At 72.9% G+C, this 15,551-nt stretch carries 17 protein-coding genes; 9 read left to right on the top strand and 8 right to left on the bottom strand.

Annotation, left to right across the window (positions count from 1 at the left end):
* The first annotated feature begins 92 nt into the window (after positions 1-92).
* Positions 93-491 (top strand): DUF4446 family protein, encoded by a 399-nt coding sequence (locus KG111_RS17245; RefSeq protein ID WP_205289971.1) that lies wholly within the window; start codon positions 93-95, stop codon positions 489-491.
* Positions 492-553: 62 nt separating this feature from the next.
* Here the strand turns inward: KG111_RS17245 and KG111_RS17240 are convergent, their stop codons facing one another.
* Together KG111_RS17240 and KG111_RS17235 are read right to left on the bottom strand one after the other, a co-directional pair.
* Entirely contained in the window at positions 554-1,726 is a 1,173-nt protein-coding gene (locus KG111_RS17240; protein WP_205289970.1) for a hypothetical protein, read from the bottom strand.
* Between the two features lie 25 nt (positions 1,727-1,751).
* Positions 1,752-2,309, bottom strand: a complete 558-nt coding sequence (locus KG111_RS17235; RefSeq protein ID WP_205289969.1) for a hypothetical protein — start codon at positions 2,307-2,309, stop codon at positions 1,752-1,754.
* 126 nt (positions 2,310-2,435) lie between these two features.
* Between KG111_RS17235 and KG111_RS17230 the strand changes: the two genes are divergently transcribed.
* Positions 2,436-3,587 carry a hypothetical protein gene (locus KG111_RS17230; protein ID WP_205289968.1) on the top strand — a complete coding sequence of 384 codons (1,152 nt, stop codon included), beginning with the start codon at positions 2,436-2,438 and terminating at the stop codon, positions 3,585-3,587.
* Between the two features lie 134 nt (positions 3,588-3,721).
* Here the strand turns inward: KG111_RS17230 and KG111_RS17225 are convergent, their stop codons facing one another.
* Positions 3,722-5,296, bottom strand: coding sequence for a bifunctional phosphatase PAP2/diacylglycerol kinase family protein (locus KG111_RS17225; RefSeq protein WP_249666200.1), 1,575 nt, complete (start codon positions 5,294-5,296; stop codon positions 3,722-3,724).
* A 78-nt stretch (positions 5,297-5,374) separates the two neighbouring features.
* On the opposite strand from KG111_RS17225, the gene KG111_RS17220 reads away from it, so the two are divergent.
* The 4 genes from KG111_RS17220 to KG111_RS17205 all read left to right on the top strand — a co-directional run bounded on the left by KG111_RS17220 (position 5,375) and on the right by KG111_RS17205 (position 9,539).
* Entirely contained in the window at positions 5,375-6,358 is a 984-nt protein-coding gene (locus KG111_RS17220) for an aldo/keto reductase (protein WP_205289967.1), read from the top strand.
* Between the two features lie 271 nt (positions 6,359-6,629).
* Entirely contained in the window at positions 6,630-7,913 is a 1,284-nt protein-coding gene (gene serS, locus KG111_RS17215) for a serine--tRNA ligase (RefSeq protein WP_205289966.1), read from the top strand.
* A gap of 1 nt (position 7,914) precedes the next feature.
* Positions 7,915-8,760 carry an HAD family hydrolase gene (locus KG111_RS17210; protein WP_205290060.1) on the top strand — a complete coding sequence of 282 codons (846 nt, stop codon included), beginning with the start codon at positions 7,915-7,917 and terminating at the stop codon, positions 8,758-8,760.
* A complete protein-coding gene (locus KG111_RS17205) occupies positions 8,757-9,539 on the top strand; it encodes a PT domain-containing protein (RefSeq protein ID WP_205289965.1) in 783 nt (260 codons plus the stop codon). The genes KG111_RS17210 and KG111_RS17205 overlap by 4 nt, the downstream gene beginning before the upstream one ends.
* A 64-nt stretch (positions 9,540-9,603) precedes the next feature.
* Here KG111_RS17205 and KG111_RS17200 read toward each other — a convergent pair whose 3' ends face one another.
* From KG111_RS17200 to mobA, 4 genes are all read right to left on the bottom strand, one after another.
* The gene (locus KG111_RS17200) at positions 9,604-10,206 is read right to left on the bottom strand and encodes a bacterial proteasome activator family protein (RefSeq protein WP_205289964.1); all 603 of its coding nucleotides are present in this window, start codon (positions 10,204-10,206) and stop codon (positions 9,604-9,606) included.
* 82 nt (positions 10,207-10,288) lie between these two features.
* Entirely contained in the window at positions 10,289-11,266 is a 978-nt protein-coding gene (locus KG111_RS17195) for an NAD(P)H-quinone oxidoreductase (RefSeq protein WP_205289963.1), read from the bottom strand.
* 74 nt (positions 11,267-11,340) lie between these two features.
* The gene (locus KG111_RS17190; protein WP_205289962.1) at positions 11,341-11,667 is read right to left on the bottom strand and encodes a DUF6457 domain-containing protein; all 327 of its coding nucleotides are present in this window, start codon (positions 11,665-11,667) and stop codon (positions 11,341-11,343) included.
* Positions 11,668-11,745: 78 nt separating this feature from the next.
* Positions 11,746-12,333, bottom strand: coding sequence for a molybdenum cofactor guanylyltransferase (mobA, locus tag KG111_RS17185; RefSeq protein WP_205289961.1), 588 nt, complete (start codon positions 12,331-12,333; stop codon positions 11,746-11,748).
* A gap of 37 nt (positions 12,334-12,370) precedes the next feature.
* Between mobA and KG111_RS17180 the strand changes: the two genes are divergently transcribed.
* From KG111_RS17180 to KG111_RS17170, 3 genes are all read left to right on the top strand, one after another.
* Complete coding sequence (locus tag KG111_RS17180; protein WP_249666199.1) at positions 12,371-13,228, top strand: carbon-nitrogen hydrolase family protein; 858 nt, start codon at positions 12,371-12,373, stop codon at positions 13,226-13,228.
* A 16-nt stretch (positions 13,229-13,244) separates the two neighbouring features.
* Positions 13,245-14,276 (top strand): hypothetical protein, encoded by a 1,032-nt coding sequence (locus tag KG111_RS17175; RefSeq protein ID WP_205289960.1) that lies wholly within the window; start codon positions 13,245-13,247, stop codon positions 14,274-14,276.
* Between the two features lie 94 nt (positions 14,277-14,370).
* Positions 14,371-14,601, top strand: coding sequence for a biotin/lipoyl-binding carrier protein (locus tag KG111_RS17170; protein ID WP_205289959.1), 231 nt, complete (start codon positions 14,371-14,373; stop codon positions 14,599-14,601).
* A 30-nt stretch (positions 14,602-14,631) separates the two neighbouring features.
* On the opposite strand, the gene KG111_RS17165 is transcribed toward KG111_RS17170, so the two are convergent.
* Positions 14,632-15,429: an endonuclease/exonuclease/phosphatase family protein gene (locus KG111_RS17165; protein WP_205289958.1), complete on the bottom strand. Its 798-nt coding sequence runs from the start codon at positions 15,427-15,429 to the stop codon at positions 14,632-14,634.
* Between the last annotated feature and the right edge of the window lie 122 nt (positions 15,430-15,551).

The raw sequence follows: 15,551 nt of genomic DNA, 5'->3' as shown, positions 1-15,551 counted from the left end.
CGTGATCCGGCCCGAACACGACAAATCCGCTTGGGGCGCGGTGACGGGTGTGCCTGCGCGGGTGCTCGGTGCGGCTTCACTACGGTGGCCCCATGGACGTCGTACTCGCGCTCCTGGCGCTGCTCGTCGCGCTCGCCGCCCTCGTCGTGGCGCTGCGTGGCGCGCGCAGCACCCAACCCGAGCCGGGCGCCGACCTGCCCGCCGACGCCGCCGGGCTGCGCGGCGAGGTCGCGGCGCTGCGGGCCGAGGCCCGCGGCGCGCTGCGGCACCTCGCGGTGGTCCGGTACGACGCCTTCGAGGAGATGGGCGGACGGCTGTCCTGGTCGCTGGCGCTGCTCGACGACACCGGCGACGGCGTCGTGCTCACCTCGATCCGGGGTCGCAACGAGGCCCGCACCTACGCCAAGTCCGTCTCCGGCTGGAGCAGCGAGCAGGAGCTGTCGCCGGAGGAGTCCGAGGCGGTCGCGCACGCCCGCCTCGCCCGCACCTGAGACCCACCCGGCCCCGGCGCACCCGGCCCGGCGCACCCGCCCCGGCGCACCCGGCCCGACGCTCAGCGCAGGCTCTCCTCGTTGGGCATGTCCTCCCGGGGGAACCACGGCGGCGGCATGTCGTCGAGGACGTCGGAGGTGTTGATCGGCGGGGAGTAGCCGGAGTCCTCGGGGTCGATCGGGCTGCCGGTCTGCAACGCATCCATCGCGGCGACGTACTTCTGCTGGTAGTCGTCGTAGAGGGTCTCGGTCAGCAGCGTGTAGATCTCGTCGGAGTCGGCGGCGTCGAGCGTCTTCTTGATGGTGGGCAGGTCGGTGCCGGTCACGTCGGCGATCGTCTTGGCGAAGTTGGTGACATCGGTGCCGGCGGTGATCACCGCGTCGAACTGGCTCTTGACGTCCTTGACGACGGGGATGTGGCCCAGCACCTTCCACCCCGACGTCACCACCTTCGTCACGTCGGCGACCCAGGCCGGCTCCTCCGGCGCGTCCCGCGGCGGCGGGCCGGCCGGCGCCCAGGCGTCGAGCTGGTCGTCGATGATCTTCACGATGCTCTTGGCGAACTCGAGCACACCCTGCTGGGTGCCGTGGATGACGTGCGCGGCGGCGGCGAAGGTCTGCGCGACCTGCACGCCGGCCCAGGCCATCTGGGCGATCTGCCCGTCGTAGTTGGCGTAGAAGGTGTTGAAGCTGGTGCCGGACCGGCCGGTCCACTGGGTCCGGATGGTCTCGATGCCGAACGGGTCGTCGAGCACGTTCACCGAGAAGTCGCTGGTGACGTAGGTGTGCAGGTCCTCCAGGGCGCTGCAGATCGTGGTCGCGTCGGCGCGGGTGAACGAGTCCGTGATCTGGCGGCAGTACGACGCCAGGCCGCTCGCCCACGAGGCGCCGTTGTGCCAGGCCTCGATGGCGCCCTTGGCGACGTCCTTCATGTATTGCGCGTTCGCCGCACCGAGCTCGGCGGGGTTGTCGTGGTTGAGGATGGTGTCGCGGGGCACCCAGAAGCGGAACTGGAACCAGCGGCTCGGGTCGACCTCGTGGCCCGGCACCGGGAACTTGCAGTCCTCCAGCCACCAGTCGCTCGGCATGTAGTCGTCGCCCGGCGCGGCGAAGCCGCCGAGCTGCTCGCGGGCGGCGACGAGGTAGTCCCAGGCCAGCTCGTTGCCCTTGAGGTAGCCGAGCTTCTCCTCGATCTTGTCGAACTGCTCGGAGAGCTCGAAGTAGTCGAACGCCATCGTGTTGCTCCTCTCGCCGTCCGGCTCAGTAGTCGTCGGTCGGGTCGTGGGGCAACCCGAGGTCGTCGCTGTCGTCGTCCGCCCGCTCGTCGCGCTCGGCCTTGTCCTCGTCGGGCGCGGTGGGGTCGTAGTCGGACGGCGGGATGTAGTGCGGGTAGTAGTACGGGGACTCGCTGCCCCTGTTGCCGCCGACCACGGCGCCGGGAGCCTCCGGGCTGCCGATGTCGCCGGGCACCGCGGTGCGGGTGACGTCGAGGTCCTTCAGTGCGCCGTTCCACCCGTTGAAATCACTGCGCGCCTGGTCGTCGGTCTGCACGTAGTCGTCGCCGGTGAGCTCCAGTGCGACGGCCGCGTGGTTGAGCGTCATGACGCCCCGCCGGATGCCGTCGTGGATCCGGGCGGCGACGTCGAGCGCGTCGCGCAACGCCGGCGGGTCGCCGGCCTTCGCGGTCTGGATGTCCAGGGTGTTCACGATCGACTGCAGGCGCCCGGCGATCAGGGCGAGGTCCTCGGCCTGGTCCGGGATGCCCTGGCGGGCGGCGGTGTAGATCTTGACGATCGGGACGTAGACCTCGTCCGACATCACTGTCCTTCATCCGATGGGGGGCGGTGGAGCACGGTAGCCCGCAGGTCATTCCCACCGATGCGCCAGTTCATGCGCCGGTCCTGCTTGAGGTTGCGCCGGGGCCGTTGTGGGAAGGTCGCCCCCGTGTCGTTCCCCGCTTGCCGCCGACTCGCCCGTGCCCTGCCGTTCACGCTCGTCCTCCTCGCCGCCGCCTGCTCCGCCGAGGCGTCGTACGACGACCGCGACTGGTCCGCGATCGAGCCCGTCGCCGCCGAGGTCCCCCAGGTGCGCGTCCCCGACCCCGCCGTCACCGAGGCGAACCTCGCCGCGCTCGACCCGTGCGCCGTGGGTGCCGCGGGTGACCCGGCCGCGGAGCCGGCGTCGCTGGACCGCCGCGACACCAGCCGCGAGTGCCAGGTCCAGCGCAGCGACGGCCCCGTGCAGGTGATCGTCGGTGCTCCCTATCTCGCCGAGGGATCGGACGCCGCCGGCGTGCTCGAGCGCCGGACGCGCCAGGACGTCGCCGGGGTCGCGGCGTGGGTCGGCCCCGGCCCGGTCGGGAACGGCAGGAGCGCGCGCTGCGCGGTCATCGTGCCCCTCAGCCCGGAGCGCACGCTGGTCGTCGCGGACCCCGACGAGGACGACTGCGGGGTCGCGCTGACCGCGGCCGAGGCCGCCCTGGCCGACCCCGCCGCAATGGCCCGGCCGGGCGGCACCGTGACCGAGCCTGTCTTCTACGCCGCCGACGAGCCGGACCCCGGCGGCGTGGACGGCTGCGCCGAGCTCGCCGACCAGCTCGCGTGGCTGTGCGTGCCCGCCACCGACGCCGACGTGCCGGGCGACCCGGTCGACCTGATCCGACACGGCGAGGCCGACCCGGCCGTGCTGTGCGTGCCCGCCCTCGCGTCCGCCGAACAGGCCGCTCCGGTCGCCGGCCGTCGCTGGGTGGCGGTCACCACCGCACCGAACCCGGTGCCCGAGGGCGAGCGGGCGTCGTACGACGGTGCGCGGGTGTGCACGCTGCTCACCTCGAAGGTGCGCGGTGGCGAGGCGGACGACGCTACGAAGGTGGTCGTCACGGCGCGGCGCGACCCGCTGAAGGTCGAGGCGAACACCGAGGTGGCCGGCCACCCCACCCACCACGCGAAGCAGAGCGGGACCTGGGAGGTCGCGCTGACGGAGACCGACGCGAACGGCTACCTGCGCGTGCAGGTCCTCGACGCCGACCGCAAGGAGCCGGCTTGGGCCGAGGACCTCGTCACCGACCTGGTGGAGCGGGTCTTCGGCGAGGACTAGGCGCGAGGAGCCTCGTCTGCTCCGCTTCCCAAGCGAATTTGTCCGGAATCGCCCGAATCTCGACGAATTCTCTTGGGGCGCGGAGCCGGTGCGGAGCCGATGCGGAGCCGGTGCGGAGCCGATAGCGAGGGCAGCTAGCGCGGCACCCGCACCAGCACGCGGCCGTGGATGCACTCCATGTGCAGCTCGGTGCCGGCACCGATGGTGTCCCCGTCGAGCTGGCGCGGGGTGGGCGCGGCGGCCCGGATCGACACGGTGCGCCCGGTCATCCGGTTGATGGTGTCGTCGGTGCGGGCGCGCTTGGCGAGCACCCGGAACGCCAGCGGCACCCACGACCAGAACCGCTGCGGATACAGCAGTACGACGTCCAGCAGCCCGTCGTCGATCGTGGCGTCGGGCAGCAGCGGCATGCCGGCCTGCAGGTAGCCGACGTTGCCCACCACGATCGTGCGCGCCCGGTGCCTGGTCCACTCGCCACCGTCGACGGAGATCTCGACCCTGGCCGCCGGGAACATCAGCGACTTCAACGCGGACAGCACGTAGGCCAGCCAGCCGACCTTCTTCTTGAAGTCCTCGTTGACGCCCTCCATGATCGCGGCGTCGAAGCCGAGGCCGGCCATCACCATGAAGTGGGTCTTCTCCAGGCCGTCGCCGTGCACCTGGACCATGTCGATGGCCCGGTCCTGGCCGTTGAGGGCGACGTCGATGGCGGCCCGGATGAACAGCGGAACCTCGAGGTTGCGGGCCAGCAGGTTGCCGGTGCCGGCGGGCACGATCCCGACCGGGATGCCGGTGCCGGCGAGCTCGGCGCAGACCTCGCGCACGGTGCCGTCGCCGCCGCACACGATGACCAGGTGGGCGCCCTCGACCGCGGCCTGCTCGGCCTGGCCGGTGCCGGAGTCCTCGGGGGTGGTGAAGTGCCAGCGGGGCTCGTTCCAGCCGGACGCCGCAGCCATCTGCGCCACCATCGACTGGAACTGCTCGACGGACTCGACCTTGATCGGGTTGAGGATCACCGCCAGGTTGCGCCCGGTTGCGAACGGCTGGGTCAGCGGCTCGGCGCCGACGGCGTGGCCGCGCGGCAGCGGGCTGTAGAGCGACACACCGAGCAGCACCAGGCCGACGCCCAGGAGAGCACCGCCGACGACGTCGCTGGGGTAGTGCCGCCCGAGCAGCACGCGGTCGGCCATCACCGCCACCGCGACGAGCACCGCCAGCGTGTACACCAGCCGGCGGATGCCGCGGCGGCGGATCAGCATCGCGGCGAGCACGATCACCAGCCCCGCGAACGCGGCCACGGAGGAGGAGTGCCCCGAGGGGTAGGCGTTGGAGTGCAGGAAGAAGTCGGGGGACTGCCACTCGGGCCGCCCGCGTCCCACGAGCACCTTGACGCCGTACGTCGCCGCGGCGGTGGCCGCCATCACCGCGACCACGAGGACCGCGGCCCGGCGATGCTTCTTCAGCAGCATGAACCCGGCCAGCAGGATGGTCGCCACCGTCATCCCGCGGGTGTCGAAGACGACCTCCACCACGCGCAGCACGTCGCGCAGCCACGTCGAGTCCACCGCCCAGACGGACGCCGACTCGCCGCGGTCGTCGAGGTCCACGAGCACGGGGAGGTCTGCCACCACCGCGGCGGCGATCGCGGCGAACAGGCCCAGGCAGATCAGGGCGGCCAACAGCGGGGTCCGGCGAGGTCGGTCGAGCACCACCGGAGTTTATGGCACCGGCACCGTTGCGCCCCGGTCCGCGCAGCGGTGCTGGTGAGCACTCGCTACGGTCGGGCGATGACCACTCCGACCACCGCCAGGCTCGGCCGCTCCGGCCTCGTCGTGTCCACCATCGGTCTCGGCTGCAACAACCTGGGGCGCCCGGGCACCGCCTCGGAGTCCCAGGCCGGCACCGACGCCCTCGTCGGCGCCGCCATCGACGCCGGGATCACCCTGTTCGACGTCGCCGACATGTACGGCGCCACCCCCGGCCTGAGCGAGGAGCGGCTCGGCAAGGCGCTCGGCTCGCGCCGCGACCAGGTGGTCGTGGCCACGAAGTTCGGCATGGACATGAGGGGCGCCAACGGCCCGGACTTCGGCGCCCGCGGCTCGCGCGGCTACATCCGCACCTCGGTGGAGGCCTCGCTGCGCCGCCTCGGCACGGACTGGATCGACCTCTACCAGTTCCACACCCCCGACCCGCTGACCCCGATCGACGAGACGCTCTCGGCGCTCGACGACCTGGTCCGCGAGGGCAAGGTCCGCTACCTCGGGCACTCCAACCGCTCCGGCTGGCAGATCGCGCAGGCCGAGTACGTCGCCCGCGAGCTCGGCACCCACCGGTTCATCTCCGCGCAGAACCACTACAACCTGCTCGACCGCCGCGCCGAGTGGGAGGTGCTGCCCGCCAGCCGCGAGCTCGGCCTCGGCGTGCTGCCGTACTTCCCGCTGGCCAACGGCCTGCTCACCGGCAAGTACGCCGGCGGCAAGGCGCCTGAGGGCTCCCGGCTGACCCGCACCCGCCAGCACCTGGTGGAGGTGGCGGCCGGCGAGCAGATGCAGGGCTTCTACGCCTTCGCCCGCGCCCGCGGGCTGAAGGAGGTCGAGGTCGCCTTCGGCTGGCTGCTCGCCCAGCGCCCGGTCGCCTCGGTGATCGCCGGCGCCACCACGCCCGAGCAGGTTCGTGCGAACGCCGCCTCCGCGTCCTGGACGCCCACGCCTGAGGACCTCGCCGAGCTCGATGCGCTCTTCCCGCCGCCGGAGCCGGTCGCGCTCTTCTGACCCCGCCGAGTCGTGAGTTCCCGTCCCTCGAGTCGTGAGTTCCCGCTCCCCGAGGTGTGAGTTCCCGTCCCTCGAGGTGTGAGTTCCCGTCCCTCGACTTGGGAGTTTCGGTACGGCGAGTCCGGACCTTTCCGTCGTACGCACGGAAAGTCCGGACTCGGCGGACGGAACCTCACGACTCGGGGGACGGAACCTCACGACTCGGGGGACGGGAACTCACGAGTCGGCACACCGGAACTCACGACTCGAGGGGCCGGATAGCCTGAGCGTCATGATCGACCCGCGCATCCTCCGTGACGAGCCTGACCGCGTCCGTGCCTCCCAGACCAAGCGCGGGGCCTCTGTGGAGGTGGTCGACGCCGCGCTGGCCGCGGACACCGAGCGCCGCGCCGCGATCGCGGCGTTCGAGGAGAAGCGGGCCGCGCAGAAGGCGTTCGGCAAGCAGGTCGCCGCCGCGAAGGGCGAGGAGAAGCAGGCGCTGCTCGCGCAGGTCAAGGAGCTGGCCGCGGTGGTCAAGGAGCTCGAGGCGGCGCAGGCCGCGGCCGAGGAGCGGTGGATCGAGGCGCTCAAGGCGATCCCGAACGTGGTCGCCGAGCAGACCCCGCCCGGTGGCGAGGACGACTTCGTGGTCCTGGAGGAGATCGGCACGCCGCGCGACTTCGCCGCCGAGGGCTTCGAGCCCCGCGACCACATCGAGCTCGGCCGGATCCTCGGCGCCATCGACCTGGAGCGCGGCGCCAAGGTCAGCGGCAGCCGGTTCTACTTCCTCACCGGCGTCGGCGCGCAGCTGGAGCTGGCGCTGGTCAACATGGCGATGGACCAGGCGCGGGCCGCCGGGTTCACCCAGGTCATCGCCCCCTCGCTGGTACGACGCAGCGCGATGGAGGGCACCGGCTACCTGGACCAGGGCGGCGGCGAGGACGTCTACCGGATCGCCGGCGAGGAGATGTACCTGGTCGGCACCTCCGAGGTCGCCATGGCGGCGTACCACTCCGAGGAGATCCTCGACGGTGCCGCGCTGCCGCTGCGCTACGCCGCGTTCAGCCCCTGCTTCCGCAAGGAGGCCGGCTCGCACGGCAAGGACACCAAGGGCATCATCCGGGTGCACTGGTTCGACAAGGTCGAGATGTTCATCTACGCCGACCCGGCCGACGCCGAGGCCGAGCATGAGCGGTTGCTGGGCTGGGAGAAGGAGTTCCTGGACAAGCTCGAGCTGGCCTACCGCGTCGTCGACATCGCCGCCGGCGACCTCGGCTCGAGCGCGATCCGCAAGTTCGACTGCGAGGCCTGGATCCCCACCCAGGGCAAGTACCGCGAGCTCACCTCGACCTCGAACTGCACCGACTTCCAGACCCGGCGCCTGGACACCCGGGCCCGGTACGGCGACGGCACCGGCCCGGTCGCCACCCTCAACGGCACCCTGACCGCGATCACCCGGGCGATCGTGGCGGTGCTGGAGACCCACCAGCTCCCCGACGGCTCGGTCCGCGTGCCCGCCGCCCTGCGTCCCTACCTGGGCGGTCTCGAGGTCCTGAGCCCCGTCGCCGGTGGCTGAGATGCAGCGGCCGCCGAAGCTGATCGCGCTCGACATCGACGGCACCCTGCTGCGGTGGGTCGAGGGCCTGGGGATGAGCCACGAGCAGGTCACCCCCGCCGTGTACGACGCCGTGCAGCGGGTGCTCGACTCCGGCGCGCACGTCGTGCTCGCCTCCGGCCGGGCGCCGCACAACATGACCGTGGTGGCAGACCTGCTCGACCTGCACGGCCACGGCGACCGGGTGTGGATCGTGGCGTCCAACGGCGCGGTGGTGCTGCGCTACCCGCCGGTCGAGGTGGTGCACGAGGTCACCTTCGACGCCCGGCCCGCGGTGGCCGCGGTGCTCGAGCAGCGCCCCGAGGCGCTGGTCGCGGTCGAGGAGCGCGGTGTCGGCTACCTGGTCTCGGCGCCGTTCCCCGAGGGCGAGCTCGGCGGGCGGATGACCGTGACCCGGGTCGAGGACATGGTCGCCGAGCCCGTGAGCCGCGTGATCATCCGTGACCCCAGCGCCACCGCCGACGACTTCGTCGCGCTCGCGAGCCGGCTGGGGCTGCACGGCACCGACTACATCGTCGGCTGGACCGCCTGGCTCGACCTGGCTCCGGTGGGCGTGTCCAAGGCCTCCGGCCTGGAGTACGTCGCCGGGCAGCTCGGCGTCGACCCCGCGGAGGTGCTCGCGGTCGGTGACGGCCGCAACGACATCGAGATGCTGCAGTGGGCCGGCCGCGGTGTCGCCATGGGCCAAGCCGTGGACGAGGTCAAGGCGGTCGCCGACGCGGTGGCCCCGTCGGTGGACGAGGACGGGCTGGCCGTGGAGCTGTCCCGCTGGTTCCCGGCACCCGGATCTGCTGGGATGGACGCGTGAGGTCCCCGTCCGCAGCCCTGGCCCGCGTCCTGCCGGTGCCGCTGCTCGCCGGCGCGCTGCTCGCTGGACCGATGCTCGCCCCGCCCGCCGTCGCCGCAGCAGCCGGCACCGTCCCGGCCGCTCACCCCGCGTCCGCGACGCGGGCGACGCCGGTGCAGTCGCTGGTGGACGGCTGCGGCAACGTCGACGTACGCGACACCGCCGCGATGGCGGCGCTGGCCAAGGACGCCGACGACGTGTTCGTGGGCGTCGTCCAGGCGGTGTCCAGCGGCCAGCCATCCGCCCAGCCGACCGGCCAGTCCTCAGCCCAGCCGTCGGGACAGCCCTCAGGACAGCCGTCGAGCGGCTCGGTGCAGCCCACGACCCCGGGCGCGGGGCCGGCGGAGCACCGGGTGCAGGTGCTGCAGGTGCTCGCGGGCGAGGGCCTGGTCGCCGGCCAGGAGGTCGACATCGTCTTCCTGCCCCACGACGCGGCCGCGCGGGCCGAGGACGTGCAGCTGCGCCTGGGTCAGTCGTACGTGTTCCTGACCCGCACCGGCAGCGGCTCGGTGCTCGAGGCCGACGACTGCACCGGCTACGCGCCGGCCAACGACCTGGACGCCGCCAGCCTGGCCGCGCTGCGCGAGGCGCTGGCGCCGACCTCGGCGGACGTCGAGCTGCGGGTGCCCGACGGCGCCTCGGACGCCCCCGAGCTCGGTCGGCTGGTCGCGCCGGGTGCCGCGATCTGCCTGATCGGCCTGCTGGGCTGGGTGCTGGTCACCCGCATGAGCCGCCGCTGAGCCAGGCGGCCGCCGCCCGCTCTCCCCCGTACGGCGCGCAGAGGAAGACCACCCTGCGTCGGACCTACAGGTACATCCCGCCGGTGCGGGGCTCCTCGCCGGCGTCGGCCTGCGCTGCGGCCGCACCGGGGACGCCCTGGCCCGGCGCGACGGCGGCGCCCAACGTCACGCCCGGCGGCAGCGAGCGGCGGATCTGCTCGAACTGGGCCCGGGCGGCCATCTGCTGGGCGTAGATCGCGGTCTGGATGCCGTGGAAGAGCCCTTCGAGCCACCCGACGAGCTGGGCCTGCGCGATGCGCAGCTCGGCCTCGGTCGGGGTGACGTCCTCGGAGAAGGGCAGGGAGAGCCGCTCCAGCTCCTCGACGAGCTCCGGGGCCAGGCCCTGCTCGAGCTCGGCGACGGAGGAGCGGTGGATGGCGGCGAGCCGGTGCCGGCTGGCCTCGTCCAGCGGCGCGGCCTTCACCTCGTCGAGCAGCTGGCGGATCATCGAGCCGATCCGCATCACCTTCGCGGGCTGCTCGACCAGCTCGGTGAGCGCGCGCTCGCCCTCGGCCTCACTGTTCTCGCCCGCCTCGCCGTCGTGCTGCTCGACGGCGGACGCCGGGAGGGTGCCGATCGGCTGCCCGTCCGGCCCGACCACCACGATCTTCTCCTCGTTGTCGGTCATGGCCCCAACCTATCCCTCCGTGCCACGCCGACCCGCCCGCTGCCGCCGGCGGCCCCCCGCCTGGCGGCCCGGTCGCCCCGCCTCAGGGCGTCATCAGCACCTTGCCGATGCTGTCGCCGTCCTCGACGAGGCGGTGCGCCCGCGCGACGTCGGCCAAGGAGAGCACCTCGGAGACGACGGGCTTGACGGTGCCGTCGGCGACCAGCGGCCACACGTTCTCCACGACCGAGGCGCAGATCCGGGCCTTGTTGTCGACGGGCCGGGAGCGCAGGGCGGTGGCGATGACGGCGCCCCGCTTGCTGAGCAGCTTGGCGATGTTCAGCTCGCCCTTGACCCCGCCCTGCATGCCGATGATGACCAGACGGCCCTCGTCGGCGAGCACGTCGACGTTGCGCGGCAGGTACTTGGCGCCCATGTTGTCGAGCACCACGTCGGCGCCGTGACCGCCGGTGGCCTCGCGGACGACCTCGACGAAGTCCTCGTCGCGGTAGTTGATCGCGACGTCGGCCCCCAGCTCGCGGCAGCGCTGGAGCTTCTCGGGGCTGCCGGCGGTGGTGAACACCCGCGCGCCGACGGCGTGGGCGAGCTGGATCGCGAAGGTGCCGATGCCGCCACCGCCGCCGTGGACGAGGAAGTTCTCACCCGGGCGCAGGCCGGCGACCATGAACACGTTGGACCACACCGTGCACGCCACCTCCGGCAGCGCGGCGGCGGTGACCAGGTCGATGCCCTCGGGCACGCCCATCACCTGTCCGACGGGTACGACGACGTGGCTGGCGTAGCCGCCGCCGGCCAGCAGCGCACACACCTCGTCGCCCACGGACCAGTCGGCGACGCCCTCGCCGAGCGCCGCGATCGTGCCGCTGCACTCCAGGCCGATGACGTCGGAGGCGCCCGGCGGCGGCGGGTAGTTGCCCTGGCGCTGCAACAGGTCGGCACGGTTGACCGCGGTCGCGGCGACCTCGACCAGCACCTCGCCCGGGCCCGGGGCGGGGTCGGGCAGCTCGGTCAGGGAGAGGGTCTCGGGACCACCGGGGCTGGACTGGGTGACGGCGCGCATGGCGTCAGTCTGTCAGCGCAGGCCCAGTCCCGGCGGCGCTGCCTCATCCCTGCGTCGCCGCCTCGGCTGGGGGCTCAGACGAGCGAGTCCTCGTCGCCGTACTCGGCAGTGGCGAGCTCGTCGAGGTCCACGGCGACGTCGTCGGGGTCCTCCCGGGTGCCGGCGGGGCGGTCCCACGCCTCGGCGAGGCCCTGGGCCTTCGCGGCGAGCCGCTCCACCTGCTCGGGGTCGGCCTCCTGCTCGCCGGCGGCCCAGCCGAGCAGGTAGGCGGTGACCACGCCGGCGGCCGGGTGCACCGACTCCCGGGCGATCGCGGCGAGGTCCATCAGCAGCCCTTCGTCCGCCTCCGCCTCGATGTCGAGGACGTCGCACAACTCATCGATCCAGTCGTGGAGGTTCACCCCTCCAGGGTGGTCCTCGCACGCCGACCTGACAAGGTCCCTGGCCCGCCCGGATCGGTGCCGTGGGCCGGTGCTGGGTCAGTGCTGCTGCGGGTCCTCGTGGGCGTCGCGCAGGTCGGTCCAGGTGTCGATGTCCTCACTCTCCCGGCCCACCTGCGCCACCTCGGCCAGGTCGAGGTCGGCGAGCAGCGCACGCATCGACATGTTGTGCTGCTCCTCCCGCCCGGGCCGCACGGCGTCCAGGTGCTGGGTGTGCAGCACGTAGGCCAGGTGGCGGCGACCCTCGGCGTCGACGAGCACGGCGCCCTGGTGGCCGACGGCGGCCTCGTGCAGGCGGCGCAGGGTGGCGGGCGTCAGGTGCGGCATGTCGACGGCCAGCACCGCCAGGGTGGGGAACGTGCGCAGCAGCGCGTCGCGCCCGGTCAGCAGCCCCGCGGCGGGGCCGCCGTGGCGGGGGTCCTCCAGCACGAACGTGACCGGCCGCTCCGTCGGCACCTGGTGGCCCACCACGACCACCTCGGAGGCGTCCATCACCGCGTCGAGGGCACGGTCGAGCAGGGTGCGCCCGGCGAGCTCGATGCTGGCCTTGTCGGCGCCGCCCAGCCGGGCGCCGCGGCCGCCCGCGAGGATGATCGCGGCGAAGGGGAGCAGGCCGGGTTCGATCACGACCGCAGTCTCCCAGGCGGCCTCCTAGGCTGGCACCGTGACCGCCCCCACGCCGAGTCCCACGCCGAGCTCCAGCCCGCCCCCTGCTCCGCTGCGCGTCGCGCTGGTCCAGACCGCCGCGGGCCTGGACCCCGACGCCAACCGGGCGACCCTGAGCAGCCTGGTCGCCGAGCACGGCCCCGGCAGCGACCTGCTGGTCCTGCCGGAGGCGTTCGCCCGCGACTTCGGGGAGGCGGGCTCGGACGTCAGCGGGTTCGCCGAGCCGGTGGACGGCCTGTTCGGCACCGCGGTGGCCGAGGCTGCCGCCGCGCACGGCACGACCGTGGTGGCCGGCATGTTCGAGAGCGGCCCGGACCCGCAGCGGCCCTACAACACGCTGCTGGTGCGCGGCGGTGCCGAGGCGTCGTACCGCAAGGTGCACCTCTACGACTCCTTCGGCTACCGGGAGTCCGACCGGCTCACCGCAGGCCCGATCACACCGACCGTGGTGGACGTCGAAGGATGGCGGGTCGGGTTGATGACCTGTTACGACCTGCGCTTCCCCGAGCTCGCCCGCGCGCTGGTCGACGAGGGGGCACAGGTGCTGGTCGTGCCGGCGGCCTGGGTGGCCGGGCCGCGCAAGGTGCACCACTGGCGCACCCTGCTGCTCGCCCGCGCCATCGAGAACACCGTGTTCGTCGCCGCGGTCGGCCAGCCCGGACCCCGCTACGCCGGGCACTCGATGGTGGTCGACCCGTTCGGCGAGGTGCTCGCCGAGGCGGGGGAGGGATCCACCGAGCTGCCCGAGGTGTTGCGCGCCGAGCTCGACCCGCAGGTGCTGGACGAGGCACGCCGCGTCAACCCGTCACTGGCCAACCGACGGCTGCGCCGGGGGCCGGACCGGGCAGAGGCCTGACCTAGACTCGCCTCCCGTGTCCCGCCGCGCCCGTCGAGCCCCCACCCGGACGCCGATCGAGCAGCGGATCGGCGAGCTCGCCCTGTCCCGGGTTCCGTTCGCCGTCGGCGCCACGCTCGTCGTGCTCGGCACCGCCGCGCTGGTCTGCGCGATGGTGCCGGTCGGCGCGGACTGGTTCGGGCAGACCGGTGCGGTGCTCATCGCGGGTGCCTTCGCCGCCGGGCTCGCCTCCCGCACCGGCGGCCGGCCGGTGGTGTTCGGGCTGCTCGCTCTCGCCTGCGGCACCGGCGTGGTGCTCAGCGACTCCGACCTGCTGCTGACCGGCGCCGCGATCGGCACCTCCAGCATCGCCGCCGTCCTCGCAGTGATGCTCACCGTGCCCGCCGCGGGCGTGCCGTCGGCGGTGCGCGAAGCGGTCATCGCCATGGCCGTCGCCGGTGTCGGCGCCCTGGCCACCATCGGCTTCGAGCCGGCGATCAACCCCTCCCGGTTCGAGTTCGTCGGCTTCGTCCTGGCGTTCCTGAGCGGGCTCGTGCTCGTCTACCGCCTCGGCGCGGGCCTGCACGGGCTGGGACGCCGCGGCCTGATCGTGGTCGCCATCGGCGGAGCGGTGCTGGCGGCGACCCTGCTCTACGCCGAGCTGCTGCGCAGCTACGGCTCCAGCGGACTCGTCGACGAGCTGCGCAGCTGGGTGTCGTGGAGCCGGGACACCATCGGGGCCTTCCCGCGCCCGATCAGCGCGCTGCTCGGCGTGCCGGCCCTGGTCTACGGCTGCCACATGCGTGCCCGGCGTCGCCAGGGCTGGTGGGTGTGCGCCTTCGGGATCGCCGCCACCTCGCCCGCCACCACGGCGCTGGCCAACCCGGCGGTCAGCCTGCTGGAGGCGGCACTGTCGATCGGCTACTCCCTGCTCATCGGCATCCTCATCGGCTGGGGCCTCATCCGCCTCGACCTGGCGCTGACCGGCAACCGTGGACGCCGCAGCCGGGACGCCGAGCAGGCCGCCGCGGTGCGCCCCGAGCCGCCCCGCTTCGACCCGCTGCTCTGAGGCGCCACCGCTCGCCTGGGCAGGTGTGCGGGGGTCCGCGGGCGGGTGTGGCGCTGGTTTCCCGTACCCGGCGGTAACGCCTAGCGTCGCGTCCATGGCATGGGTGACGACGACGGAGCTGGTCGCGGAGATGGTCGCCAACGTGCTGCGGATCGAGGTCGCCGAGGGCGACCAGGTCGCGGTCGGTGACACCGTCGTGCTGCTGGAGTCGATGAAGATGGAGATCCCCGTCATCGCGGAGGTTGCCGGCACCGTCAGCGCCGTGAAGGTCGCCGTCGGCGACGTCGTCCAGGAGGGCGACGTGCTGGTCGCGCTCACGCGCTGACCCGAGGAGCACTGACCCGAGGAGCGCTGCTCAGAGGACGCGGTAGGTCGCGACCTGCTGGGCGTGGTCAGAGCCCTCGGTAGCGCCGACCCGGTGGGCGAGCAGCTGGACGCGATCGGTCGTGTGCTGCAGCTGGTCGACGGAGATCTCCCCGCGCCGCAGGCCGGGGGGCATGTCGGTGCCCAGCCGCACCCGGTGCCGACGGTTCATGTCGCCGCCCACGAACACCGGCATCCGGCCGCCGTCGAGTCGCTGCAGAGCAGCGACCTGGTCCTTCAGGATGCGGTAGTGGTGACGCCACTTCTTCTGCCGCCAGGACTGGTTCGGGAACCGACCGGCGTCCCAGGCCCCGTTGATGAAGTGGGTGTTCACGAACGCGACCCGCTTGCCCGTCACCCGCTCCTGCAGGATCACGTGATTGACGTAGCGGTTCGGGCTGACCCCGCGCCTGCCCTTGTGGGTCAGGACGGATCCCTGCGCGACGAGCTCGAACCGTGAGGCCTTCCACGAGATCGAGACCGCACCCCCGCCGCCCATCGGGATGTAGGAGCGGTACCCCATCAGCACACGGAGCCGCTGCTGAGCCGCCCTGGAGTCGAGCTCCTGCCAGCCGATGACGTCCGCGAACCCGGTCAGACGAGCGGACCCGTGCAGGACGTTGTGGGTGCCGTGGGTGAACGTGAAGGTGGGAGCAGGTGGAGCTGCCGCGGGACCCGCGTCGCCCGCCGCCGCTTCGGCAGCGCCGAGGCCAAGCAGGGCGCCGACGGCCAGCAAGGCGGCGATGAGCCGTCCTGCGACACGGGTGGTGGACAAGGGGAAGTGGCGCATGAGCACAACGGTCCGGACTGTGCGGAAGCCCGGGGGACGTCCTTCCAGAGTGCGCCGCAGCCCGGGCATGCACAACCTCCGCTGCGTCTCAGCAGGCGCCACACCCGGCCGCTGCCCTCTCA

Source organism: Nocardioides faecalis (assembly GCF_018388425.1).
Classification (GTDB): domain Bacteria; phylum Actinomycetota; class Actinomycetes; order Propionibacteriales; family Nocardioidaceae; genus Nocardioides; species Nocardioides faecalis.
The sequence above is the reverse complement of the archived record's forward strand: the minus strand, read 5'-3'. Positions and strand labels throughout refer to the sequence as shown.

Excerpts from the sequence above, each read along its gene's own strand:
- KG111_RS17245 (WP_205289971.1), top strand. The coding sequence starts at position 93 with ATGGACGTCGTACTCGCGCTCCTGGCGCTGCTCGTCGCGCTCGCCGCC.
- KG111_RS17240 (WP_205289970.1), bottom strand. The coding sequence starts at position 1,726 with ATGGCGTTCGACTACTTCGAGCTCTCCGAGCAGTTCGACAAGATCGAG.
- KG111_RS17235 (WP_205289969.1), bottom strand. The coding sequence starts at position 2,309 with ATGTCGGACGAGGTCTACGTCCCGATCGTCAAGATCTACACCGCCGCC.
- KG111_RS17220 (WP_205289967.1), top strand. The coding sequence starts at position 5,375 with ATGACCACTCCGACCACCGCCAGGCTCGGCCGCTCCGGCCTCGTCGTG.
- serS (WP_205289966.1), top strand. The coding sequence starts at position 6,630 with ATGATCGACCCGCGCATCCTCCGTGACGAGCCTGACCGCGTCCGTGCC.
- KG111_RS17210 (WP_205290060.1), top strand. The coding sequence starts at position 7,915 with ATGCAGCGGCCGCCGAAGCTGATCGCGCTCGACATCGACGGCACCCTG.
- KG111_RS17200 (WP_205289964.1), bottom strand. The coding sequence starts at position 10,206 with ATGACCGACAACGAGGAGAAGATCGTGGTGGTCGGGCCGGACGGGCAG.
- KG111_RS17195 (WP_205289963.1), bottom strand. The coding sequence starts at position 11,266 with ATGCGCGCCGTCACCCAGTCCAGCCCCGGTGGTCCCGAGACCCTCTCC.
- KG111_RS17170 (WP_205289959.1), top strand. The coding sequence starts at position 14,371 with ATGGCATGGGTGACGACGACGGAGCTGGTCGCGGAGATGGTCGCCAAC.
- KG111_RS17165 (WP_205289958.1), bottom strand. The coding sequence starts at position 15,429 with ATGCGCCACTTCCCCTTGTCCACCACCCGTGTCGCAGGACGGCTCATC.